Origin of the sequence: Autumnicola musiva (assembly GCF_031846585.1) — a bacterium.
Taxonomy (GTDB): domain Bacteria; phylum Bacteroidota; class Bacteroidia; order Flavobacteriales; family Flavobacteriaceae; genus Autumnicola; species Autumnicola musiva.
On the sequence record NZ_JAVRHK010000001.1, the window covers coordinates 307,719 to 333,569 of the forward strand.

A 25,851-nucleotide genomic window follows, 5' to 3' on the forward strand; every position below is an offset into this window, starting at 1 on the left:
ACAAGGTTTTGCAAACCTTGCAGGATGTGCTAAAATCTTATATAAAAATTGATGTAATACGTACTGCCGTTACCGTACCAGTATCGGGAACCAAAAAGCGGCTGATCCCTTTCAAAATCTTCTTTTAAACTCAGGAAATTAGCGCTACGGGATTGCTCAAAACCACCGGTTTTATACAGTACATCAAAAATGTTATTGAGGCTGCAAAAGAATCCCAGGTAGTAATCCTTAATCCTCCAGGATTTGCCGCCTATGGCATTTACCAGGATATAATCTTCAAACTGTTCCTGCTTTAGCATCTCCCGGGCCAGTTCTTCATCATAAGAAAGAATAGGTAAGCCATCTGAATCTGTTCTGAAATTTGCCGTTCTGCTTAGCGGACTTACATCTGCGAAACCATGAGAGAGAAAATTCACTGTAGTCCCAAACCACCAGTAATCAGGATCACGATATTCAAAACCAATTTGAGCTGCCCGCTGCGGCCCACCGGCAATCCTGTAATTTTTCAAATAGGAAGTTCCGTAATCCACCGCTTCATCAAAACTGCTGGAGGTGAGATATAAATTAGGATTGTTGGCATAAACGTACTGACCGATTGCTGCTGCGGCCTTAAGCTTTATGGTAGAAGTAAGCTGACTTTCAGCGCCAAATTCCACTCCCAAATGTTGTTTATCAATTGCAGTAAGCACTTCCTGTACAAATGCCGTGGTTCCGGTTCTCCCCAAGCCCGAAAGGCCATCTGCATAATAAAAAGAGATTTCGGTGGCATCAAGAATTTCAGCATAATAACCGGTAAACCGCAGGTTGAGTTTGGGTGAACGAAAACGGTAACTTAAATCACCAAATTGTAATTGTTCGCTTTGCAACCCCTCCACAATTTCGTTATTCTGACGGGAATTGGAGAAGGAATTCCGCAGATTTGGTGCTTTTGTGAAATAAGCCGAATTTAGACTAAAAAGATGTTTTCCGGAGAATTTATAAGTGCCGCCGGCTTTGAAGCCGAAATTGGTAAAATTTAAGGCTTCACTTTTACCTAAAGAGTTTTCCGGATATGTACCATTCTGAAAATATCCATTACGCTGGTAGGTGGTTTGAGAAATATTTGAGGCAACAAAGAAGTCGACCCGATTGAATTTAAACTGAATTTGAGCAAAAGCTTCAGCTATTTCTGCATTAAGTTTATAATTGTATTTAAACCGGTCTCCTTCCCCCACAATATTATTCCTATTCTGAAGGTCACTTTGAGCGGCATCAGCTTCAGAATTTTCCGAAGTTCCTTCCGCGAAAAAGTCGATATCCAGATAACCCGTTCCGCCTAAAAGATCTTTAACCGCAGCAAAATTTTCGCTTTTTAAGGACGTATAACTTGCTTTGGCATTTAATTCAATATTTTCCCTAAGCCGTGCCGTAAGAATGGAATTGGCAGTAATGGTTTGGTCATCATTACGATCTTCAGCAATAACATAAATGGCATTCCCTCCAGTAGCAGCAGAACCTATATTTGCTGCGTATAAAGACGGCCAGTCAATTTGCCCGTTTTCAACAAAATCCTCCCGAGCCCGGTAAGCGGACTCGTAACTGGCATTATCTTCAAAACGCAGAAAATAACCCGGCAATTTCTGGTAATAAGCAGGATCTGGATTTGCGCCGCCGCCAACATAACTTTCCTGTCCGTTAAAAATCGACAAATTTGTTCCGCCAAAATCTATCCTGGAATTGCCCACACTACCAAACTGGTAGGAAAGGTTATTGTTCAGCTGAAGTTTATTGGAAACCTGCCAGTAATGGTTCAGCATAAAAACGGGTTCTTTAATTTCCCTAATCCTGGAATTACGGATTTCCCCATCCTGATAGCCCCAGAACGAATTGTACCGGCGACCTTTCAAATTAAAAACCTCTTCAGTATTTGCTGAAGATTTTCCGCGGAAATTGGGCGTATAAAAACTGGTGAAATTTAGAGAATGCTTTGGATTGAGCCTTTTTTCCACCGCAAGGAAAACAGAGTTGGCGTCGTACAAAGTGCCTTCGGTATAGCCTTCTTCAGCAAATCTTCTGGAAATGGAAATAGAATACCACCAGTTGTGTGGCAATTCCCCGGAATTATAGGTCGCCATAATCCTGCCCGTATAACTGCGGTTTGATGCCGCGTAAGAAATCCTGCCGCCTTCCCCATATTCTGAAGCACGCATGATGATATTTGTAGTGCCGGCGAGTCCGCCAAAACTAACTTCGGAAGGAGAGATTCCCATTGAAAAAATTTGTGAACGCTGTACATCATTTAGCCCGCCCCAGTTACTCCACTGCGGCCTTCCGTTAAAAACCTTGTTCATCTCAATGCCATTAATAAGTAATTTGCCATTTTCACTGTCGAAGCCCCTGGGCCGGAAAAAGCTTGCACTGAAGTCAAAGGCAGCGGCATTAAGAAAAACATCACGGGAAGCCTGTAAAAGTCCGGTGAGATTATCATAGCTTCCCTCCTCCTCGTTCAGTTCATTATCGGAAAGGCTGATAGTACTGATTTGTCTCTGTATTTCAGAAAAATCCGGTATAAGTAAGATCATGCCCAGTTCCTTGTGCGTCGCTTCCATTACAACCGGAATACGCAGAATTTCATATCCTGATTTTATGAAAATAAGAATTAGATCACCTTCCGGAATTTCTTCAGAATTCAGAAAAAAATGACCGGCAGCGTCGGTATCTGTCTCCAGAAAAGTACCATCAATTAAAACCCTGACTGAACTGACTGCTTCCAGAGTATGGCTATCTGCCACACTACCTTTAATAGAAGCCGACTGCGAAATGGATTTGTAGGGAAACCAAATTAGCAGCAGAATCAGAAGAAATTTGTTTCCCATCCATACCTAAAAAAGTAATCGAATATAAATAATTAATTCACATAACTTTCATACTTTCAATAACTTAAAAGAACTATTTTTCTTACTAAATGAAAAAGTACAAATGCTTGTCTTTACTGGGAATCTGGATTATCACCATCCTTTTTTCCGCTCAAAGCACCTTGGGACAGGAGGCAAAATCATATGAAATTATCACCGTAGCCTTCTATAACGTCGAAAATTTATTTGATACTGAAAATGATCCGTTCACTTTTGATGATGACCGGACGCCCTCGGGAAAAGATTTCTGGACTGAAGAAAAATACAGGGATAAAATTGCTAATATCAGCAAAGTGCTTTCTGAAATAGGCGCGGAAAAATCTGGAAGCTCCCCGGCAGTTATCGGGCTATGTGAAATTGAAAATCTGGAAGTGCTGGAAGCACTGGTGAGCCACTCTAATCTTTCTTCGGAAGATTACGGGAGTATACATTATGATTCGCCGGACAGTCGTGGTGTTGATGTTGGGCTGCTTTATAAAAAGGCAGTTTTTAGTCCGCTTAATTCTCAATCCAGAAGACTGATGCTTTACGAATCTGACGATCCCTCCAAACGTGTTTATACCCGGGACCAGCTGGTGGTAACCGGATTGCTAAACGGGGAAGAAATACATTTTATTGTAAATCACTGGCCATCCAGAAGCGGTGGTGAAGCGAAAAGTAGCTACAGGCGGGAAAAAGCAGCATATTTAAATAAGCAGATTATTGATTCTCTTTATCAGATAAATCCTTATGCGAAGATTATAAGTATGGGAGATTTTAATGATGATCCTACTAACAAAAGTTTTAAAAAAGTATTGCAGACAAAAGCAACAAAGGAAAACCTTCAATTTCAGCAACTATATAATCCCATGGAGAAAATGCTAAAAGAAGGCCACGGAACACTCGCTTACCGGGATAACTGGAATTTATTTGACCAGATAATCCTGAGCCAGCCATTAACAGGAAATAGCTACAGCAATTACCAGTTTTATAAAGCCGGGATTTTTAATAAGGAATATTTAATCACTGCCAATGGGCAGTACAAGGGCTATCCTTTTAGAAGTTATGGTTATGGAGGTTATACGGGCGGCTACAGCGATCATTTTCCGGTTTATATTTACCTTATTAAATCCCCCCTCTAACTCCCCCTAAGGGGGAGGATAAACCAATCTCTCTGGCAACATTCCACAGAGCTTGATAGCTCCCTTCCTTTTGGGAACGGTCAGTGATGAGAACTTAAAACCAGGCGCTCCAGGGAATTCGTGTGAGCATGACCAATAATCCAAGGGTATAAAAAATAGCCAGTATTTTAAATTTTGGCCTTGAAGTAAGCTTCTTCTTATGTTTGGAGTATCCAATGGTGATTAAAGCAATAGCTATAATCATCATTAGGGGATGCTCCACGTTATACAAACGTAAAGTATCATCTGCCATTATACCTCCCATTCCCACTTCACTGAACATCCTGAAATAGGGAGCAGTAAAATAAAGTAATATTCCTATCAATAACTGAATATGTGAAACAATAAGTGTAAATAAAGCAATCCTGAAATTTGTGGCGCCGTATTCTTTGTTACTGGCAAAACCTATAATGGCATTAAAGCTAGCAATAAGTAATACAATAAGAACCAAAAACGCCCAGTAAGAGTGGATAAATTGAATAGTAGTGTACATAAGTAAATTTTTAGCAAAGATACCTATTTAAATAAAGAACGCCCCGAAATTGGGGCGTTCCATACAAATATATTTCAAATATTAAAATCTAAACGCTACGCTTGCATTCCATGTTCTTCCCCATCCGAAGAATACATTATTCCTAACATTTACGCCATCATAAGTAGTAGCATCCGGGTCAGCTAAAACGTTTGTAAGAGATTCTGATATGTAAATGTTATCTGTAACATTATTTACATTAACTCTAAAATTCAGCCTATTTTGCCCAAGATCTATACCGTAAGAAGCTCCAAGATCTAGTAATCCAAAAGAAGGCAGTTCAAAAACTTCAAAATCAGGATCATTTAGAGCATCAGTGGCATCAAAATCGGCATAAAGGTTATCTGCATACCGATAAGTAGCATCTACACTTAAGTTATCGATTATTTGATAATCCGCACCTAAACTTGCAGTTAACTGAGCTGCATTACCAACTTTTACACCATCTAAATTTAAAACTGCTTCAGGTACACCTTCTATTGGATTCTGATTTTGATCGAAGTAGGTTGCTGTTATATCATCCTTATATTCCCAGTCTCCGAGAGAGAACATACCATTCCATCTGAATTTATTACCAATTCTTCCGTAAAAGTCAAATTCCACACCTTTGTGAACCTGAGTGATACCTAAGAGATTAGCACTTCCTCTAATCTCATCGGGTGTATCCTGATTGAAGACCGCTGAAGTACTTTCAAATCTGTCTGCCCAAGAGGTTCTGTAAAGATTCACATTGGCGTTAAAGAACTGCGAACGGAAACCGTAACCTAGTTCGACACCAAATACCTGTTCATTGTTTAAGTTTGGATTAAGATTGTTACCAAAGTTGATGTAAACTGCATCAAATAGAGGCTGCTTTGAATAATAACCAATATTTCCAAAAACATTATGATTCACATCAATGTTATAGTTCATTCCGGCCTTTATATTTCCTCCGAGGATATTTTCCCAATCAGTTTCCTGATTCCCTGGAGTTTCATTAAAATATTCCACTCTTTTAAACCCCTGATTGGATAAAGACCCCTGAACAAATGCAGATATATCACCTTGTATATATTCTAACTGGCCAAAAACTCCAGCCCATCTTACAAGACCATCATTATAGTAGTCAATTTTTTCTTCATCATCAATACTTTTAAAAACATTCAAAGTATTCCCTGCAGTTGGCTCATAAGTTTCAGTTAAAAACCTGTAAGGATTATTTCTATCCATGCTTGAAACATAAGCATCAGCTCCCATTAGATCTACAAGTCTTCTGTAATGGAAACCTTTATACGAACGCAAATCGGCTCCTACATCTAAAGTTAAACTTTCATTTAATTCGGTCTCGAAATTGGCAATTAAACCAAACCAGTTATGAGAATTAACCGATGAACGCTGTGAAATGCCATTTTCAGATCCATAAATATAATCTTCATTATCTACATAATCAGATTCGGAATTGTGTCCATTCACAAATTCTCCCTGATATTGATTTCCTCCTCCAGTATAACCTTCTCTAGTGCCTCCTAAAGAAGGAACATTTTGTCCTGAGTTATATGCAAAAATATCATCTATAGGAATCAAACCATCTTCGGTTTTAGGTAAAGCAAAAGACTCCATTCCGTTTATTCTACCAATAGCACCAATAGAGCCTCCACGCCCAAAAGAGGCATATGCTGTAGTAGATAATTTAGAAATACTGCTGATATCCCATTCCCAGCTTAATGAGGCAATTGGCTTATGATAAAAGTTACCCGCAAATGTGAATTCTTCACCATTTCTGTATCCGTAATCAGGATTATATTTTTCATTAGGTTCTCCGCCTTCACCATATTCAAGATAACTTGATAATCTGGTGAAGGCACCTCTTTGATTATGTTGTTGAGGCGCACCTGTGAGCATAAAGTTAAAATCATGGTCTTCGCCAGCCTGATATCCAACTCCTATAAAATAATTATAACCTTCAAATTCAGTTCCGTTAACATAGCCATCACCAGATGTCCTGCTTAATAAAAATGAGCCAGACCAGCCATTATCATTTAATCCGGTATTATAAGAAGCAATCGTTTTTGAATAATTATCATTCCCCAAACTAGCTTTTACAAATCCTCCTTCTGACCTCTCCGCCGAACGAGTTACAACATTAATGGTCCCTCCTACAGAAGATACGGCAAGTTTTGAAGAGCCAAGTCCTCTCTGAACCTGAATTGCAGTTGCAACATCACTTAAACCTGCCCAGTTACTCCAGTACACAGAACCATTTTCCATGTCATTAACAGGAATGCCATTAACCATTACAGCCGAGTTTTGAGTATCGAAACCACGGATTGTGATACGCGAATCCCCGAATCCACCACCTTGTTTAGTAGCATAAATAGAAGGGGTAGTACTCAAAATTTCTGGAAATTCCTGGTTTCCCAACTTTTCCTGAATTTCAGTAGATCTAATTGTTGAAACAGCCACCGGTGTTTGACGGTCTTTTGCCAGATCTACAACACCAGTCACCACTACTTCTGAAAGCGCATTTGAATCTGGCTCCAATGAGATTTCACCTAAATTCTGTGTATTTCCACCAGAGACATTAAAATTTACGGTTTTGGTAACATACCCAACAAAACTAATTCTAATTTGTCCAGTAGCGTCTTCCACATCAAGACTAAAATTACCGTCAAAATTGGTCATTTCTCCTTGTTGAGTTCCTACAACTACAACATTGGCCCCGGGAAGGGGTGAATTCATTTCAGAATCTATTACCGTACCTGTAATAGTTCCCTGAGCAAAAATTGTAGCAGATGTTAAAAACAACGCTAATACTAATAATTTCCTCATGTTTTCTTTGTTTGTTTTTGATTAGAAAATTCACGGCAAATGAAGCTAAAAGACCAACGTTTAAGATTATCCGAATGTTAAGATTTTTAACTTTAACATCTGCCGCACCGCAAAACTAGTGTGTTTTTTCAAATACCTGTCTATTTGGTACTTATGTATATCAACAGGTTTTCAACAAACAAATACAAATTATTTAATGAAGAATTTTAAGAGGTTTTTAGTAGAAGAATCATGATTTTGAACCGCATTATTTTCCATTTCCGTAAGGATTTCAGAAGCTAATTGCTTTCCTAATTCCACTCCCCATTGATCGTAACTAAAAATATTCCAGATTACCCCCTGAACGAAGATTTTGTGCTCATACATAGCGATGAGTTTACCGAGACTTTCCGGGGTTAACTTTTCTATCAAAATAGTATTAGTGGGCTTATTTCCTTCAAACACTTTGAACGGCAGAAGTTGATTTATTTCCTCTTCTGAAAGGGACTTTTCCTTAAACTCTGCCCGTACTTCCTCTTCAGTCTTACCCTGCAGCAATGCTTCTGTTTGTGCAAAGAAATTTGCCATTAATTTATTATGATGGTCTTTATCAAGAAAAAGGGAATGTTTAAAGCCGATAAAATCTGCAGGTATGAGTTTAGTTCCCTGGTGAATAAGCTGGAAGAAAGCATGTTGGGAATTTGTTCCCGGCTCCCCCCATATAATAGTTCCGGTCTGGTAATTGACTTTTTCGCCATTCCTGTCTACACTCTTGCCATTACTTTCCATAATAGCCTGCTGCAGGTAGGCAGGCACTCTATGTAAATATTGCGAATATGGAATTACAGCCTCACTCTCGGCTTCAAAAAAGTTATTATACCAAATGCTGAGCAGTGCCAATTGCACCGGAATATTTTCACTAAAATCGGTGTTTTTAAAATGCTCATCCATTTTACGGGCTCCTTCTAATAAGGATTCAAAATTGGAATATCCAACCGCCAGACTTATAGAAAGCCCCACGGCGCTCCATAAAGAAAACCTTCCACCAACCCAATCCCACATCGGGAATATGTTCTCAGGATCTATTCCAAACTCCTTTACTTTTTCCACATTGCTTGAAACTGCTACAAAGTGTTTTGCAACAGCATCCTGTGGCGCATGTCTCAGAAACCAGCTTCTTATAGTTGTAGAATTAGAGAGGGTTTCCTGCGTAGTGAAAGATTTGGAAACTATAATAAAAAGGGTGGTTTCAGGATTAAGATCCTTTAATGTTTCATGTACATGATCGCCATCTACATTCGAAACAAAATGAACATTCAGGTGATTTTGATAAAATTTGAGGGATTCCGTAACCATAACAGGACCAAGATCGGAGCCACCAATGCCAATATTCACAACATCTGTAAACTCACTTCCAGTGAAACCTTTACGACTTCCCGTAACCACCTCATTGGTGAAAGCCTTAATTTTTGCTTTTACCTCTTCTACTTCAGAAAGTACATTTTCGCCTTCTACTGTAATGTTCTTTTCTTTACCGGCTCTAAGGGCAGTGTGCAATACAGCGCGACCTTCAGTCCGGTTAATCTCATCCCCACCAAAATAGGAATCCATCGCGTCTTTCAGCTTACATTCCTCTGCCAGCTTCAGAAGAAGCTGCTTGGTTTCAGCAGTAATTCGGTTTTTACTGTAGTCAAGATAAAAATCTTCCCATTTTACAGTGAATTCAGATCCCCTCTGCTCATCTTCAGCAAAAAGATCTTTCATCTGTAACTGGTTTACTTCATTATAATGCTCTTTCAGTTTCTTCCAGGCTTCAGTTTTGGTTGGATTTATATTTTTCATCTGATGTTTAAATTTTTTAATATTCTATTCCTAAGAAATTACCATATTTTTCTGAACTTAAACAGAAAAAGCTGCTTAAATATGTTTGTAAGGAATTTTGTCTAATTCTTTTCTAAGTGGTTCGATAAATGCATAATATTCATCTTTATGTCCATCTTCAATGTGTTTTGCGGTTGGCAGATTCTGGCGGTAAGGATCTACCTGCCTTCCGTTTACCCAAAACCGGTAACACACATGAGGCCCCGTAGCCAAACCTGTACTACCCACAAAGCCAATTACATCGCCTTGTTTTATTGCCTGCCCATTTCTCACGTTTCTTTTAGACATATGTAGATACTGGGTGGTATATTTGCTGTTATGCCTCACCTTAACATAATTCCCGTTTCCTGATGTATAACTGGAGGCAATTACCACCCCATCTGCAGTACTTACAATAGGTGTTCCGGTTGCAGCAGCATAGTCTGTTCCCAAATGGGCTTTCCAGCGCTTTTGTACAGGATGATATCGCCGTTTACTGTAACGGGAAGATATACGGCTATAATCAAGAGGAGCCTTTAAAAAGAAACTCTGCAATGCTTTTGCTTCTTCATCATAGTAGCTTACCTTCCCTGTAATGCTGTCTGTCTCATATTCAAAAGCATAATAAGGCTTATCTGAATGTCTGAATACCGCGGCTTCCACACTTTCAATTCCGGCAAAAATGGTATCATCAATATATTTTTCATGATACACCATTTTAAACTGGTCCCCCTTCTGAAGCCGAAAAAAATCTATGCTCCACTGATAAATGTTGGACAACTCGTACACCAGTAAATTGCTAAGCCCCTGGTCCTGCATAGCTTCTGAAAGGGAAGAAGTAATTACTCCTGAAACCTCTCTTTTTTTAACGGAAACCGGACGCTTTTTCTTAAAAGCAGCAACTTCATCGCCAATCCCTACTACAGTGTAATCAATCTTATTATCCTCATAGATAAAATACTGCGGGGTGTGAGCTGAATCTTTAGCCTTAAGGATCATGTATTTTTTACCGGCCACTATACGGGCAGGGTTAAAAGTGTCTTTTACTTTTTCAGAGATTTCATAAACTTTCCCCAAACCTACTCCTTCTGAACCCAGCAAATTACCAAAACTATCGCCGGGCCTAATGGTGTCTTCTATCACCTCATAATCATCAAGCACAAAACCGTACTTTTTAACTTCAGGCACAGGTTCCACCTTTGCCACTTTTTCAACGTTTTCTACTGAATTATCATCATTACAGGCTGTAAAAACCAGCATGATAAGGATTAGAAAATTTAGCTTTTTCAATTTTATTCTTTTTGTTTTTCGCTGTTAAACATGTGGTTAACCCATTGTTTGCCCCAGTCGTCAAATTCTTTTTCACTCCATAGATTGGGAAAAAAAGTGATTTTCTGAAATCCCGGCGGTAGAAATTTCTTCCAGTTGGTGCCTCCTGTAGCAGCAATTGACTCCTTACCTTTGTCAAGATAACGATAAGCTGCTCCCATATGCATCAACAACCAGTTTACATTCACATTTACATCAAACTGCCGCAAAGCCTCTATCAATTTTTTATTTGATTTCTCCTCCTGCGGAAGTTCTTTATATTTGTGAAACATGGTCTGATCCTTAACCTCACTGGCAATTCGCATAAAACGGGGCGTATATCTTTGTTCAAACTGCTTTAAGGTAAGGGTCTTTTCTCCGGTTTCCAGATCTATTCCTCCCCTTTTCCAATAAACCTGCTCAAAAAGATCTTCCAAAGTATTTTCTTCAGAATATTTCTCTCTAATTTCATGCAGCACCAGGTTTTCCAGAGGTGTAGCGTAAATTTCAATCATCCTGAACTGGGCAGACTGAAAACCGCTTGCCGGCAATAGCGCCATTCGGAATTTAAGGAACTGCTCCCTTTCCATTCCTTTTATCATAACGTCAAAAGAATCGATTAGTATTCCGAAATACCGATTTAAACGAGCGAGTTTTTCAATAAAAAAAGAAGCCGTAAGGCTTTCGTTTTCTATAATCTGCTTTTGCTCATGGATAATGAGCTTAAAATAAAGTTCGGTTATTTGATGGTAGGTGATAAATATTTTCTCATCAGGAAAATGGGTATTGGTTTTTTGCAGGCTCAGTAAGGTATCCAGGCTAATATAATCCCAATACGATAAATACCTGTCATAAAGTAACCCATCCAGGTAAGATCCCAGATCCTGTCCGGAGTTTTTAAATTTCTCCTCAAGTTTGAGGATACGTTCAGCTATATCTGGCTTTATCTCCATACCGGGTTTAATCCATAATTATAGGAAAAGGATTTTTTAGTCCTTTATACTCTTCGAGATCGGCATCTAAAGATCCAACTGCAAGTTCTGCCTTTATTTTAAGCGGAATCTTATTGGCATCATCACTTACCCAAAAGGTAAGGCTTTCCTTTTCCTTAAATACCCTTCCGGCCATTACGTAAGGTCTGAATTTAAGGCTTGCCACCTTGCCGAATTTTGTTTTGATAATTTCACGGCCCAGGAATTTTATCTTGAAATTCATATTCTCATCATCAATAAAGAGATTCATATGCATCTCCTCTCCGGGTCGCAGTTGGTCTGTCTTTATTTTATTGCGAATATAATAAAATGCCGATAACATATCATGCACATTTTCTCCGGTGGAGTAAACCTCTTTTTTATTGTGCTTTTTATCATGAACGTAAGCCTTGTTAACGTTATGATTAAAGTCTATTTCCAAATCTTTGGTATATCCTCCTTCATCTATTTTCCGGATAAACTTATAAGGCTTTCCTGTCTCACGGTCTATATAGGTTTGGTAGTCATCATCCACTTTAAAGAACCAGTGCAGCATCCCGGTAGATTTCCCCCTACCTTTAACATGATAAACCGGCTGCCCCTGAAGCTGCGTTTCATCTACCTCAAGGGTGGCATAACTGGCATTAAACCATCCGTAATGCACACGAAATTTAAGCCACTCACCAGCATCATAGGCTTTTTGAGCAAAAAGATTACCGGAATAGGAAACAAATACTAAAAACGTAATTGCAATTATTTTTTTCATACCTGTTATTTCTTTCTCCCTGCGGATTTTTTTTATGTTAACGAAATATTTACAATTACTGTTCCAAATGTATTAAAACAGAAAGCCTCATCAAATTAATGATGAGGCTTTTTGATTTATAACCAACTAAAACTTAAATTATGAAAATGTACATTTAATGGTAACCACTCCAAAAATGCGAGCGCAAATTTCCGCTTATTGAATAAATTAAACAACACCAAATCAGGGTTTAACTATTCTCTTTCATTTTTATCACCAAACCTGGATTTAAACTTTAGTCTATATATAATTTTATGTTTAATTTAACGTACCCCGCAAATCCTGTTCCCTTTCTATAGCTTCAAATAGTGCTTTAAAATTTCCTTTCCCGAAGGATTGTGCGCCTTTACGCTGTATAATTTCAAAGAACATAGTAGGGCGATCCAGCACCGGTTTGGTGAAAATTTGAAGTAAATATCCCTCATCATCCCGGTCTATCAATACACCCAGCTTTTTTAAAGGCTCCAGTTCTTCATCTATTTCTCCCACGCGGTCCAGAACATCGTCATAATATGTCTCCGGCACATTGAGAAACTCCACTCCGCGATTACGAAGTTTAGTAACGGTGTCTATAATATTATCGGTAGCCAGAGCGATATGCTGTACGCCGGCTCCATTGTAAAAATCTATGTACTCCTCTATCTGCGATTTCTTCTTTCCTTCGGCCGGTTCATTAATAGGGAATTTGATACGACCATTGCCATTACTCATCACCTTGCTCATCAAAGCAGTATACTCAGTAGAAATATCTTTATCATCAAAAGAAACCATTTGCGCAAATCCCATTACTTTGGCATAAAACTCACACCATTTGTTCATTTCGTTCCAGCCAACATTACCCACCATATGGTCAATATACTTCAGTCCTGTTTCGGTAGAATTTGCCAGAGGGGCATAAGTTTTGTATCCAGGCATAAATGCCCCGGTATAATTGCTTCTTTCCACAAAGAGGTGAATGGTTTCCCCATAGGTATGGATCCCGGAAATTACCACAGATCCATATTCATCTTCCAGGACATAAGGCTCTACATAAGATTTTGCACCTCTCGAGGTGGTCTCCTTATAACTTTTCCTGGCATCGTCTACCCATAAGGCAACGGCTTTTACGCCATCCCCATGTTTATCTATGTGCTCATTTATCTCTCCATTGGGCTGCAAAGGTGAGGTAAGCACCAACCTTATTTTTCCCTGCTGAAGTACATAAGAAACCCTGTCTTTCCTACCGGTTTCCAGCCCCGAATACGCCACCGGCTGGAATCCCCACGCATGCTGATAATAATAAGCAGCCTGCTTGGCATTGCCTACATAAAGTTCAACAAAATCTGTTCCCAGGATAGGCAAAAAATCTTCTGCTCCGGGAACTTCTTTCTCTAGTTTTAATGATGTGTTATCTGTGGTCATAATTTTATCTTTACTTTGATTATTTAGAAAAAATGGCAAATAAGCCATCGCTTAATTATTCATAATAATTAATGATTCTCATCCAGCCACGATTTGTAATAATTTTCATCTGCAATCTTCATAGCCTCTTCAGTAATTTTAAGAGGTTTAAAAGTATCTACCATAACCGCGAGTTCTTCGGTTTCTACCTGGCCAATGCTGCGTTCTACAGCTCCCGGGTGCGGCCCGTGCGGAATACCTGCAGGATGCAGGGAAATATGCCCTGCTTCAATATTATTCCTGCTCATAAAATCACCATCCACATAATATAACACCTCATCACTGTCTATATTGCTATGGCTGTAAGGCGCAGGGATGCTTTCAGGGTGATAATCATATTTTCGCGGGCAAAAGCTGCACACTACAAAAGCATCGGTTTCAAAAGTCTGATGCACCGGCGGCGGTTGGTGAATTCTTCCGGTTATAGGCTCAAAGTCATGTATAGAAAATGCATAAGGATAATTATAACCATCGTAACCCACCACATCAAAAGGATGGGTGGCATAGACCATATCAAAAATTTCGCCCTGCTTTTTAATCTTAATCAAAAAATCGCCTTTTTCATCATTGGTTTCCAACTCATAAGGCTGGCGTAAATCTCTTTCGCAAAATGGAGAATGTTCCAGTAACTGTCCAAACCAGTTCCTGTATTTTTTGGGAGTATAAATGGGACGGCGGGATTCCACAATGAACAAACGGTTATCCTCATCATCAAAATCGAGTTTATAGATGGTTCCCCGCGGAATTAAAAGGTAATCCCCATACTTAAAATCCAGGTTCCCTAAATGTGTTCTTAGTTTTCCGCTTCCTTTATGAATAAATAAGAGTTCGTCGGCATCAGAATTTTTATAAAAATATTTGTTGGTGGATTCCTGCGGGGAAGATAGTGCAATATCAACATCACTGTTGGTGAGCACCACTTTTCTGCTTTCCAGGTAATCCGGCGCCGGCACTATTTGAAACCCTTTAAGCCGGTAAGATTGCAGGTTATTTCCTTTGGCAATTTTAGGCCTCGCATCATAGCTTCCCTTAATTTCTTTTACCTGCGTGGGCCGGTGTTCATGATATAAATTGGAAGACATTCCATCAAAACCTATGGTCCCGAAAAGTTGTTCATAATAAAGGCTTCCGTCAGGTTTTTTAAATATAGTGTGTCTTTTATGTGGTATTTTCCCCAGTTTATGATAAAAAGGCATATGCTGAAAATTTTATGGAAAGATCAGCTTTAGAAGAACATCAGGTATTATTGAATTTTAAAGCTAAAATTCCGATTAAAGCAAATATCGATAATTTTTATTGAAATATTCTTAAAACAAAAATAAAATCAGACCGGATTTCCTAGAACCAGAAACCAAGGCTAAAGAACCAGTAGCTCTCATCAACTTCGGGAGAATAGGTGTATTTTACTTCCATAGGACCAAGAAAAGTTTCCAATCCATACCCAAGGGCATAACCGCTATAATCTGGCATGGAAATCCAGTTCCCGCTGCTGTAAAGCTTATTCTCCACATTAGCTATATTAGTACTTACCGAAAGATGATGTTTTCTAAAAATCTCATAATCTACTTCCAGTAAAGCCTTAATATAGCTATCTCCTGAAAGGCTTATAAAATCATATCCGTAAAAAGGGATAATATTATTTATGGGATTGTTGCCATAACCTCCCAGGAAAAAATCCATGGTGTTTACGTTATCATTTCCAATCTTAAACCCTGTTTCAGTAGAAATTCGGGTGGTGAATTTTGGAAAAGGAGTAGCCGCATAGCCAAGTTTCCCTTTAGCTATAGAGAATTCAGCAAAATCCGGGTTAGAGGAAAATAAATAAATATGGAAATCCCCGTCAAAATAAATACCTTTCTTCGGGAAATATTTGTTGTCATAAGAATCATATTTCAGGTAGCCAAAGGCACTGTAATAATTGTTATCTTCAAAAACACGGTTTACCACATTTCCCTCTTCATCCTGAAATGATTCAGGAGTAACCTTTAAATATTTGTGTTCAGCTCCCATTCCGAAGGAAAAAACCTGCTGGAAAAGTGTTTCCACATAAAACTGATTGGTAACGTCACGATAATCTATATCTAAAAAATTTACACCGATTCCTTCCAAATCACCATTTTCATTGGCAAAATCAAAAGATATATCCTTATTAAAAGTATTATAGCGCGATTTCAATCCAATGCTCCAGTAGTAACCTTTATCTATGTAATAATCAAAATAATACCGAAACTGATCGCCCACCACCACATCCAGCGAAACTACATCGTTGGTAAGCAAAAGGCTCTTTCTGGTAAGATTAAACAGCGCACCGGTTTCATATAGCTCATCATAATGCAGTGCCAGCCGCAAAAAAGTTTTGTTCTGACTTTCCTCAATTTGCATATTCATGGTATAATCTTTACCACCTTTGTTGGGCACCAGGTTATAGCTTATTTTGTCGAAATTACCTGTAGCCGAAAGATTATTAACCCCTACATTAAGATCATCAAAAGTGAACATGCTGTCATATTTCAGTTTTAATTTTCCCATAATATAGGAACGCGGATACGTATTATTTCCTTCCACTTCAAGACTGGTAATCTGCAGACTGTCTTTTCTTTTATTCTGAATATCAACAGGAGGCTCATCCTGCCTTGCGGCCAGTTTCAGCAGTGCTCCATAATTTCTTTGGGCCGCTATTCTTCCTGAATCTATTATAGCTTCCCCCTCACTAAAAGAGAGAACAGAAAACGCGCTAATATCCGGCCTGATGTAAATATCCGTGAGGGGGATTTTATCTTTCATTTCACTAATCGTCCTGAAATTACCAATTTGGGTAAGAATGTCCAGAACACTCTGTAAATTTTCACGATCAATAAGACTATCCTGAACGTCTACCCCAATAATAACATCTGCCCCTCTTCTTTTAAGTTCTTCCACAGGATAGTTATTGGCCACACCGCCATCGGTAAGGAGCCTTCCATCAATTTTCACAGGACTAAAAAGGGAGGGGATGGCACCGCTGGCCGAAATTGCCTTGGCAAGGGAACCTTCCTCAAGAATTACTTCCTCCCCGGTTTCAATATCTGCAGCGGTGCAAAAAAAAGGAATTGGCAAATTGTTGAAGTCATTTATATTGCTCACATGCATGGTTAAACGCGACATGAAATTATAAATATTCTGTCCTTTGGAAAGACCCGAGGGCAGCCCTATTTTAAAATTATTAAACGGAAGGCTAACAGCGTATTTTTCAGTATCCTCTTTCTCATAAAAAGTTTTTGCGCTTCGCGGAAGGTCATCCTGAATAAGGATATTGAAGTTGGTTTCATGGAAAATGGAATCCAGCTCATGGGCAGTATATCCTGAAGCATACAAGCCCCCTATTATTGCACCCATACTGCTCCCGCCAATGTAGTCTATACGCACACCGGCTTCCTCCAGCACTTTTAATGCGCCTATGTGAGCAAGGCCTTTTGCTCCTCCCCCACTTAAAACCAGTCCAACCTTAGGATCATCTTGCTGCTGGGAAAAGCCCGAAAGGTAACATAAGCAGAAAAAGATGACTAAGGCTTTTTTCATGTTTCACTTTTGTAATGATTGTAAATAATACCGGCTTTTGAGGTTCCCACCACTTCACTTAAACTTTCCTTTGAAGCTTCTTTTATCCTCTTAACCGAGCGGAAATGCTTCAAAAGTTCCACCACAGTTTTTTCACCAATCCCGGCAATATCTTCCAGCTCTGTATTTAACGCTGTTTTACTTCTTTTGTTACGATGAAAAGTAATTCCGAACCTGTGCGCTTCATTTCTTAAATGCTGAATAATCTTTAAGGACTCCGATTTTTTGTCCAGATAAAGCGGAATAGAATCCCCGGGGTAAAAAATTTCTTCCAGTCTTTTCGCAATACCAATAATGGCAATTTTACCACGCAGGCCCAGGGTTTCCAAAGCTTGTACTCCTGAAGATAACTGGCCTTTCCCGCCATCTACAATAATTAGCTGCGGGAGTTCCTCGCCTTCATTTAATAGTCTTTTATAACGCCTGAAAACAACTTCTTCCATAGAAGCAAAATCATTGGGACCCTCCACTGTTTTGATGTTGAATTTTCGGTAATCTTTTTTGCTGGGCTTTCCATTTTTAAAGACCACGCAGGCTGCCACCGGATTGCTCCCCTGGATATTGGAATTATCAAAACATTCAATATGCCGGGGCTCTGAACTTAAGCGCAGGTCCTCCTTCATTTGTGCCATTATCCTATTCACATGCCTGTCCGGATCTATAATTTTCATTTGTTTAAAGCGCTCCTGGCGGTAATATTTGGCATTTCTCAGGGATAGGTCTACAATTTTTTTCTTGTCGCCTAATTTTGGAACGCTAACTTTTACATCTTCAGCAAATTGAATATTAAAAGGAAGGTAGATCTCTTTAGAATTTGAGCTGAAGCGCTGGCGGATTTCAGGAATGGCCAATTCCAGCAGTTCCTGATCTGTTTCCTCCAGTTTCTTCTTCATTTCAATAGTGTGTGAGCGTATAATTGCGCCATGTGAAATCTGGAGGAAGTTTACATAGCCATAACCTTCGTCACTGGTTATGGAAAACACATCTACATTATTAATTTTAGGATTCACCACCGTAGATTTGGACTGATAATTTTCCAGGACAGTGATTTTATCCTTAATCCGCTGGGCATCTTCAAATTCCATTTTTTCAGCATGCTCCTTCATCAAATTCCTGAACTGCTGCAGCGAATCTTTAAAATTTCCTTTTACAATCTGCCGTATGGCTTCAATGTTTCGGTTGTAATCTTCTTCAGCCTGCTTCGCCTCACAGGGCCCTTCGCAATTTCCCAGATGGTATTCCAGGCAAACTTTATACTTCCCCTGCCTTATTTTGTCTTCAGCAAGATCATAATTACAGGTCCTGAGTTTATACAACCCCTTAATTAAATCCAGCAGCGTATTCACTGTTTTAAAACTGGTAAATGGTCCGTAATATTCGCTACCGTCTTTTATTAATTTTCTTGTAGGGAAAACTCGGGGAAAACGCTCATTTTTTATACAAATCCAGGGATAGGTTTTATCATCCTTCAGCATCACGTTAAAGCGCGGCTGGTGTTTTTTGATCAGGTTATTTTCCAACAGCAGTGCATCGGTTTCCGAAGCCACCACTATATGCTTTATTTCACGAATTTTTTTTACCATAACGCCAATCCTGTGACTGTCGTGACGTTTGGTAAAATAAGAAGTTACCCTTTTTTTAAGGTTCTTTGCCTTCCCAACATATAAAATCTTTCCGTTCTTATCGTAATACTGATACACCCCGGGACTATTCGGCAGGGTTTGCAGCTGTACTTCCAAAGCAGGCTTTTCCATTACCTCAAAGATAAAATTTCTTGGGCTTATTGCCGCCGGCAGAGCTAAATTTTAAAATTAGAAGAATCTGATATACTCTGCAGCGTCCTCTTTATTCATAATTGAAAAACTTCTTTTATTCTGTTCCTAATTTCATGTGGGTTTAAAGATTATACCGCAATTAGGTAAAAGTCAACATACATGCTGGCAGTAGCATTTTATTTTCAGGCTTCCTTAAAAGGAAAGGGGAGCGATTTTACTATATTGCAGTTATGGAAAAAATTGTTATAGGCAGATTTGACAAAGCAGATTTCCCGGCACTAAAATTAAATGATATTGCAATTAAAATAGACACAGGAGCATACACTTCGTCTATACATTGTGAAAATATAGAAGAAAAAGACAATAAACTGCACTGCACTTTTTTGGATGAAGAACATCCCCTCTACAATGGCAAAGAATTTATTTTTGAAGATTTTGACATTGTTTTTGTGCGTAGCAGTAACGGTATTATCCAAAAGAGATATCAGGTTCAATCAAACATAAAGCTATTCGGAAAAGTTTTTAAAATTTCACTTTCTTTGTCTTCCCGGCAGGAAATGAGATATCCGGTACTTATAGGAAGAAAATTCCTTACTAAAAAATTTGTAGTAGATACCGAACTGATAGACGTCTCTTATAATAGAAAAGAAAATGAAACTAAAAATACTTTCCAGAAATAGCAATCTTTACTCTACCAGAAGGCTTATAGAAGTTGCAAAAAAACGAAATCATGAGGTAGAAATAATAGATCCTATTAAATGTGACCTGGTAATTGAAAAGAGAAAACCATCCATTTTTTATAAAGGCCGCTTTATTGAGGGTGCCGATGCTGTTATCCCGCGTATAGGGGCATCAGTAACTTTTTATGGTACCGCTGTAGTGAGACAGTTTGAAATGATGGGCGTATTCACCACAACAGAATCACAGGCCCTGGTCAGAAGCCGTGATAAACTGCGTAGTCTTCAGGTTCTATCCAGGGCAAGATTGGGGCTTCCAAAAACCGTTTTTACCAATTACTCCAAAGACGTAAGGGAAGTAATTGAACATGTGGGTGGCGCACCGCTTATTATTAAACTTCTGGAAGGGACCCAAGGACTCGGAGTGGTTTTAGCCGAAACCACCAATGCAGCCGAATCTGTAATAGAAGCTTTTAACGGACTTCAGGCCAGGGTAATTGTTCAGGAATTTATTAAAGAAGCCGGCGGGGCCGATATTCGTGCTTTTGTGGTAGACGGCCATGTGGTTGGTGCCATGAAAAGACAGGGAAAAGAAGGAGAATTTCGCTCTAACCTGCACAGAGGTGGTTCTGCAGAAATTATTGAGTTAAGCGATGAAGAAGAAAATGCCGCAATAAAAGCCGCAAAAGCAATGAGCCTTGGTGTAGCCGGGGTAGATATGCTGCAAAGCGCCAGGGGGCCGCTTATTCTTGAGGTTAACTCTTCCCCCGGCCTGGAAGGAATAGAAGCAGCAACAGGAAAAGATATAGCCAAAACTATTATCAGGTACATTGAAAGAAATGTATAATTTATGCCGCAAATAGATAAGCACAACGTTCTGGAAATTTTGGGTAAGAAGGTCTTGCCCGGCAAAAGCGCCACCATCAATTTTAACATGGCAAAGCTTTACACCACCACTTCGGTGGAAGTTCCCGTTATAATAGAGCGCTCTAAAAAGCCGGGGCCGGTGGTACTGCTTACTGCAGGAATTCATGGAGACGAAATTAACGGAGTGGAAATTGTTCGGCAAATTATCTCCAAAGGCATCAATAAGCCACAAAAGGGAACCATTATTTGTATTCCTGTGGTTAATATCTTTGGCTTTCTGAATATGGCCCGTGAATTTCCCGATGGGCGTGACCTTAACCGGGTTTTCCCCGGTACCAAACATGGCTCTCTGGCAAGCCGCTTTGCTTATCAATTTGTAAAGAAAATTCTTCCTATTGCAGATTTTTGCCTGGATTTTCATACCGGCGGGGCAAGCAGATTTAATGCCCCACAGATAAGGGTGAAAAAAGGAGATGAGCAAAGCCTTAAATATGCCAATATTTTCAACGCTCCTTTTACCATTAATTCGAAAACCATAACCAAATCTTTCCGGGAAACCTGCTCCAAACTTGGAATTCCCGTTTTGCTTTTTGAAGGTGGGAAATCATCAAACAGTAACAAGGAAATTGCCCGCCAGGGGGTAGATGGGGCAATGCGTATCCTTAGCCATCTGGATATGCTCTCCCCTAATTTTGAATATCCGGACCCTATTACAAAAACTGTAATTATAGATAATAGTTTCTGGATGAGGGCGAAATACAGCGGACTCCTGCATATAAAAATCCAATGCGGCAAACGTGTGGAAAAAGGAGAATATATTGCCACCATTACCGATCCCTACGGAAAATTTCGCCATAAAATAAAGGCTGCCAATGAAGGCTATGTAATCAATGTAAATGAATCTCCAATTGTATATCAGGGAGATGCCGTTTTTCATATCTCATTACCTCCAAAAACCGATGAAGAAAACAACACTCAGGAAGAAGTATAAAGAATTAAGGCTGGAGCTTTCAGAAGAAAAAATTGAAGAACTAAGCCTCCAAATTGCCAATATGGCCCTGCAATTGCCAATATGGGACTTTAATTTTTACCATCTTTTCCTTAGTATAGCAGAACAAAAGGAAGTAGATACAGAGCCGCTGCTGCATATCCTCCAGGGGAAGGATAAAAACGTGGTGCTTCCAAAAACCGAAATTCAGAATAATCAGCTAAAAAATTTCCTGCTAACCGATACCACTTCCATTAGGAAAAACCGCTGGAATATTCCTGAACCCGAAGGAGGAATTGAAATTGATACTCAAAAAATTGAAGTTGTTTTTATTCCACTACTTGCATTTGATAAAACCGGCCACCGTGTTGGATATGGAAAAGGCTTTTACGACAAATTTCTCTCAGGCTGCAAAAAAGAGGTTGTAAAAGTGGGATTGTCATTTTTTGAAGCCGAGTCACAGATAAAAAACGTCCTTTCATCTGATATTCCACTGGACTATTGTGTTACTCCGGAATTTATCTATACTTTTAAAGCTTAAATAGAAATTGCAGAGCAGGAAACAATAGTTTCACATTCCCAACCAACCCTACATTTAATGCTTAGCGATCTACAGCTTAACAGTATTCTTGAAGATTTTGATATTGTTTACTGGAAGATAAACCTTTTAAAAAAGGAAATCATCTGGTCTGCCCAGTTCAATAAAATGGCAGGTAATCCCAATCCTCCAGCAGAACCTTTTGAATATTTTCTGAAGGAAATTCTGCACCCCGATTACCGTTATGACTTTAGAGTCTACTTTGAAAAACTCATCACCGAAAACGAAAGTTTCTGTTTTGAAGTAAAACTGAAAATTAATAATGGCAAATACTGCTGGTTTGAATGTAAGAACCTTCAGAAGAAAGAAGATTTACCCGAAACGGCAGTCCTGTTATTTGTGAATATTCACCAGAGTAAGCGGGATCAGTGCACCATTGAAGAAAACTTTTTCTACTACAGGGAAATTGCTGAAATGACTTCTACCGGTGGCTGGTACCTGGATACAGTGGAGAAAAAAGTTTACTGGGATAACGTTAGCAGGAAGATTATGGATTGCCCGCAGGACTTCCAACCCAATTATGAGGACAGGATGAGATTTTATGCCCCCGAGCATCATCACATTATGAGCAATGCCTTTAATAAATGCGAACTTTATGGCATTCCCTTTAAAATTGAACTAAAAATGCTCACGCTTTATAACCGGGAGTTTTGGGTGAGGACCACAGGAAAACCGGTTTATAACGAGGAGCAGGAGATTATTGGAATAAGAGGTGTTTTCCAGAATATTGACGATAACAAAACCACTGAAATTAACCTGCAGAATTCCCTGGACATCATTGCGGCCCAAAATTCCAGGCTGTTCAACTTTGCCCATACTGTTTCTCATAACCTACGATCCCACAGCAGTAATCTCTGCCTTATTACAGAGCTGCTGAAAGAAGCAAAAACCGATAAGGATAAGCTGGAATTAATGGACAATGTAGAATATGTATCTGAAAATCTGGATGGAGCTATCGCACATCTTAATGAGGTGGTAAGCGTTCAAACCATTCTTAAAAAAGAAAGGGTCAAGGTGAAATTTGACAATGCGCTGGAATTTGTCCTCGCATCAATTTCTTCATTAATCAATCGGGAAAATGCAAAAATAGTCGCTGAATTTCAGCGCTTAGAAGAAATATTATATATACCTGAATATCTTGAAAGCATTTTACTAAATTTAATAACAAATGCCATAAAATATAAACAGCCGGAAAGAAAGCCGGTAATTTTTATCCAGTCCTATACCAAAAACGGAAAAGAGTTTCTTGAGGTAAGTGACAACGGAATGGGCATAGATCTGGAAAGGTATGCGGATAAGATGTTTGGCATGTATAAAACCTTTCACCACAATCTGGAATCTAAGGGGGTTGGCCTGTTTATTACAAAGAACCAGGTGGAGGCATTGGGAGGCACAATTTCGGTAAACAGTACTGTTGAGGTAGGGACAACTTTTAAAATAATGTTTTAACAATGGGGCAAAAAGTTGAAATGGCGTGTATTATTGATGATGATAAAATATACGTGAATCTGGTAAAAAAGATTATTGAGATAAAAGGGCTTTCAAACAACCTGCTTATCTATAAAAACGGGAAAGAAGCTTTAGATGATTTCAAGCGCATGATGGAAGATACAGCTGAAAATAAACTACCTGAAATTATCTTTGTTGATTTAAATATGCCTGTAATGGGTGGTTGGGAGTTTTTAAATGAATTTATAAAGATTAAAAACAACTTCAATAAGAAAATCGCACTATATGTAGTAAGTTCATCTATTGACCCGCATGACCTGGAACGGGCAAAATCTATAAATCTGGTTACAGATTACCTGATAAAGCCTATTGAATTGAAGAAATTTGAGCAAATTTTCAATAAGAACAATGCCGCCTAAGCAGTTTCTTGCTTTGGAAATGCTTTTTTGTTAAAAATAAGCAACAATATTACTCCTACGCTAATGGAACTATCGGCAATATTAAAAACCGGTTCAAAAAAAGTAAAGTAGTTGCCACCCCATATTGGCAGCCAGCCGGGCAAATAATCTTCATATAAAGGAAAATAAAGCATGTCTACTACTTTCCCGTGGAAAAGACTGCTATAACCACCTCCTTCGGGCAAAAATGTTGCTACATGCCCGTAACTGTCACTAAACAGGATCCCATAAAATACAGAATCTATAATGTTGCCCATGGCACCGGCAAAAATAAGTGCAATGGAAATAATTAAAATTCTCGAACCATTTTTCCTTACCGAATCCCAAAGCCAGTATCCAATACCAAAAATGGCCACCAGGCGAAACAAGGTAAGAATGAGCTTCCCGTAAGCCCCCGGAATTTTAGTACCCCAGGCCATTCCTTCGTTTTCAACAAATAATATATGGAACCAGTCCAAAACCCTCACTTCTTCCCCTAAAGCAAAATTCGTTTTAATGTATAACTTGGAAATTTGATCTATAAGTAAGATCAGAACGATGATTATGCTGGCTTTCTTTAAAGACATGAATTTATGCTGGTTAAAAACGCACCAAAAATACTAATATTATTTAGTTTTCAGCACACTTATATCCCCATTAATAGAAGTGAGATTTAAGAGATTAGTACCATTTGCCAAATCTTCAACATTTAAAGTTCCGCTTCTGCTTTCCGCCCGGATTTTGGCAAAATTTGTCCTTACAGCAATATCTCCTTCATAAGTATTAATGGTGGCATTTCCGTTAAAATCCAGTAACCGGCAATAGCCCTGTTCTAAATTAACCTGAAAATCCTCATAATCTCCTTCCGCAGTTACCGAGGCGATATTGGAGTCCAGATACACCTGCCGGTTTGCGGGAATCATCATATTTACTTCCAGGGAAAATACTTTATGTGCACTAAGTTTATCAAATCCGCCGGTAAAAGCTTCAGGATATTCAGAGGAAATAATTAATTTTCTACCGCTTACTTCCGTTTTTAAATGAATATTATTGTAATATTCCCCTTCAGAGTGGGTGGTAATTTGAATTTCAGCAGTTTCAGAAGCTTTTATATTTATTTTATAAACCTCATCAAAGTTAATTTCTATAATATCAAGATTTGAAGCATCAATAATTTTCGCAACATCTTTCTGGGCCTTTACCGGGAGAAGACTAAAAAAAATAAAAAGAGCGCTTAAAATCCGTTTCATAGTAAACTGAAAACGCTCCATGCTGATTGATAACCAACAGGAGCGTTTTATGATTTTGCTGTAACTTTATTATCGTTGAAGATTTTTCGCTTCTATGCTAAGGGTGGCATGGGGCACTAATAGAAGTCGCTCTTTTGCAATTAGTTTACCGGTCACCCGGCAAATTCCGTAGGTTTTGTTTTCTACTCTAAGCAGCGCATTTTTTAAATCCCTTATAAACTTTTCCTGACGGATAGCAAGCTGGGAGTTGGCTTCTTTGCTCATAGTTTCACTTCCTTCTTCAAAGGCTTTAAAGGTGGGAGAAGTATCATCTGTACCATTATTCCCATCATTTTTATAAGCACTTTGGTAAATTTCCAGCTGTTCCTGCGCCTTCTCAATCTTTTTACGGATTAAGGCCTTGAATTCTGCCAGATCAGCATCGCTGTAACGTTCTTTAACATCTGTTGACATAAG

21 protein-coding genes are annotated in these 25,851 nt (G+C 38.9%); 7 read left to right on the forward strand and 14 right to left on the reverse strand.

The features are described from left to right. Window positions 1–29: 29 nt before the first annotated feature. Entirely contained in the window at window positions 30–2,855 is a 2,826-nt protein-coding gene (locus tag RM539_RS01350) for a TonB-dependent receptor (protein ID WP_311501679.1), read from the reverse strand. Between the two features lie 89 nt (window positions 2,856–2,944). Here RM539_RS01350 and RM539_RS01355 point away from each other — a divergent pair, with 89 nt between their 5' ends. After that, window positions 2,945–4,015, forward strand: coding sequence for an endonuclease/exonuclease/phosphatase family protein (locus tag RM539_RS01355; RefSeq protein ID WP_311501680.1), 1,071 nt, complete (start codon window positions 2,945–2,947; stop codon window positions 4,013–4,015). Between the two features lie 94 nt (window positions 4,016–4,109). Here the strand turns inward: RM539_RS01355 and RM539_RS01360 are convergent, their stop codons facing one another. From RM539_RS01360 to uvrC, 10 genes are all read right to left on the reverse strand, one after another. Next, complete coding sequence (locus RM539_RS01360) at window positions 4,110–4,547, reverse strand: hypothetical protein (protein ID WP_311501681.1); 438 nt, start codon at window positions 4,545–4,547, stop codon at window positions 4,110–4,112. Between the two features lie 81 nt (window positions 4,548–4,628). After that, window positions 4,629–7,394, reverse strand: coding sequence for a TonB-dependent receptor (locus RM539_RS01365; protein ID WP_311501682.1), 2,766 nt, complete (start codon window positions 7,392–7,394; stop codon window positions 4,629–4,631). A 189-nt stretch (window positions 7,395–7,583) separates the two neighbouring features. Beyond that, window positions 7,584–9,215, reverse strand: coding sequence for a glucose-6-phosphate isomerase (pgi, locus tag RM539_RS01370; RefSeq protein WP_311501683.1), 1,632 nt, complete (start codon window positions 9,213–9,215; stop codon window positions 7,584–7,586). Window positions 9,216–9,290: 75 nt separating this feature from the next. Next, window positions 9,291–10,523 (reverse strand): M23 family metallopeptidase, encoded by a 1,233-nt coding sequence (locus tag RM539_RS01375; protein WP_311501684.1) that lies wholly within the window; start codon window positions 10,521–10,523, stop codon window positions 9,291–9,293. 2 nt (window positions 10,524–10,525) lie between these two features. After that, entirely contained in the window at window positions 10,526–11,494 is a 969-nt protein-coding gene (locus tag RM539_RS01380) for a tryptophan 2,3-dioxygenase family protein (RefSeq protein WP_311501685.1), read from the reverse strand. Window positions 11,495–11,501: 7 nt separating this feature from the next. Further along, complete coding sequence (locus RM539_RS01385) at window positions 11,502–12,278, reverse strand: DUF3108 domain-containing protein (protein ID WP_311501686.1); 777 nt, start codon at window positions 12,276–12,278, stop codon at window positions 11,502–11,504. Window positions 12,279–12,575: 297 nt separating this feature from the next. Further along, entirely contained in the window at window positions 12,576–13,718 is a 1,143-nt protein-coding gene (gene hppD, locus RM539_RS01390) for a 4-hydroxyphenylpyruvate dioxygenase (protein ID WP_311501687.1), read from the reverse strand. 68 nt (window positions 13,719–13,786) lie between these two features. Continuing rightward, window positions 13,787–14,953 carry a homogentisate 1,2-dioxygenase gene (locus RM539_RS01395; protein WP_311501688.1) on the reverse strand — a complete coding sequence of 389 codons (1,167 nt, stop codon included), beginning with the start codon at window positions 14,951–14,953 and terminating at the stop codon, window positions 13,787–13,789. Window positions 14,954–15,095: 142 nt separating this feature from the next. Next, a complete protein-coding gene (locus RM539_RS01400) occupies window positions 15,096–17,315 on the reverse strand; it encodes a patatin-like phospholipase family protein (RefSeq protein WP_311501689.1) in 2,220 nt (739 codons plus the stop codon). Continuing rightward, on the reverse strand, window positions 17,312–19,108 hold the full coding sequence (uvrC, locus tag RM539_RS01405) for an excinuclease ABC subunit UvrC (RefSeq protein ID WP_311501690.1): 1,797 nt from the start codon (window positions 19,106–19,108) through the stop codon (window positions 17,312–17,314). Before uvrC ends, RM539_RS01400 begins: the two co-directional genes overlap by 4 nt. 251 nt (window positions 19,109–19,359) lie before the next feature. Between uvrC and RM539_RS01410 the strand changes: the two genes are divergently transcribed. From RM539_RS01410 to RM539_RS01435, 6 genes are read left to right on the forward strand one after another with little or no spacing between them, the layout of a single operon-like run. Then, the gene (locus RM539_RS01410; RefSeq protein WP_311501691.1) at window positions 19,360–19,809 is read left to right on the forward strand and encodes an ATP-dependent zinc protease family protein; all 450 of its coding nucleotides are present in this window, start codon (window positions 19,360–19,362) and stop codon (window positions 19,807–19,809) included. Continuing rightward, window positions 19,781–20,653 (forward strand): 30S ribosomal protein S6--L-glutamate ligase, encoded by an 873-nt coding sequence (gene rimK / locus RM539_RS01415; RefSeq protein WP_311501692.1) that lies wholly within the window; start codon window positions 19,781–19,783, stop codon window positions 20,651–20,653. The genes RM539_RS01410 and rimK overlap by 29 nt, the downstream gene beginning before the upstream one ends. 3 nt (window positions 20,654–20,656) lie before the next feature. Continuing rightward, a complete protein-coding gene (locus tag RM539_RS01420; protein WP_311501693.1) occupies window positions 20,657–21,664 on the forward strand; it encodes a succinylglutamate desuccinylase/aspartoacylase family protein in 1,008 nt (335 codons plus the stop codon). After that, window positions 21,633–22,202: a 5-formyltetrahydrofolate cyclo-ligase gene (locus RM539_RS01425; protein WP_311501694.1), complete on the forward strand. Its 570-nt coding sequence runs from the start codon at window positions 21,633–21,635 to the stop codon at window positions 22,200–22,202. The genes RM539_RS01420 and RM539_RS01425 overlap by 32 nt, the downstream gene beginning before the upstream one ends. Before the next feature lie 57 nt (window positions 22,203–22,259). After that, on the forward strand, window positions 22,260–23,708 hold the full coding sequence (locus RM539_RS01430; protein WP_311501695.1) for a PAS domain-containing sensor histidine kinase: 1,449 nt from the start codon (window positions 22,260–22,262) through the stop codon (window positions 23,706–23,708). 2 nt (window positions 23,709–23,710) lie between these two features. Then, window positions 23,711–24,127: a response regulator gene (locus tag RM539_RS01435; RefSeq protein ID WP_311501696.1), complete on the forward strand. Its 417-nt coding sequence runs from the start codon at window positions 23,711–23,713 to the stop codon at window positions 24,125–24,127. Here the strand turns inward: RM539_RS01435 and RM539_RS01440 are convergent. The 3 genes from RM539_RS01440 to RM539_RS01450 all read right to left on the reverse strand — a co-directional run bounded on the left by RM539_RS01440 (window position 24,124) and on the right by RM539_RS01450 (window position 25,848). Then, window positions 24,124–24,732: a lipoprotein signal peptidase gene (locus RM539_RS01440; RefSeq protein ID WP_311501697.1), complete on the reverse strand. Its 609-nt coding sequence runs from the start codon at window positions 24,730–24,732 to the stop codon at window positions 24,124–24,126. The two genes, RM539_RS01435 and RM539_RS01440, sit on opposite strands and share 4 nt — an antisense overlap. Before the next feature lie 39 nt (window positions 24,733–24,771). Beyond that, window positions 24,772–25,395, reverse strand: a complete 624-nt coding sequence (locus RM539_RS01445) for a DUF4097 family beta strand repeat-containing protein (RefSeq protein WP_311501698.1) — start codon at window positions 25,393–25,395, stop codon at window positions 24,772–24,774. 69 nt (window positions 25,396–25,464) lie between these two features. Continuing rightward, a complete protein-coding gene (locus RM539_RS01450; protein ID WP_311501699.1) occupies window positions 25,465–25,848 on the reverse strand; it encodes a TraR/DksA family transcriptional regulator in 384 nt (127 codons plus the stop codon). Between the last annotated feature and the right edge of the window lie 3 nt (window positions 25,849–25,851).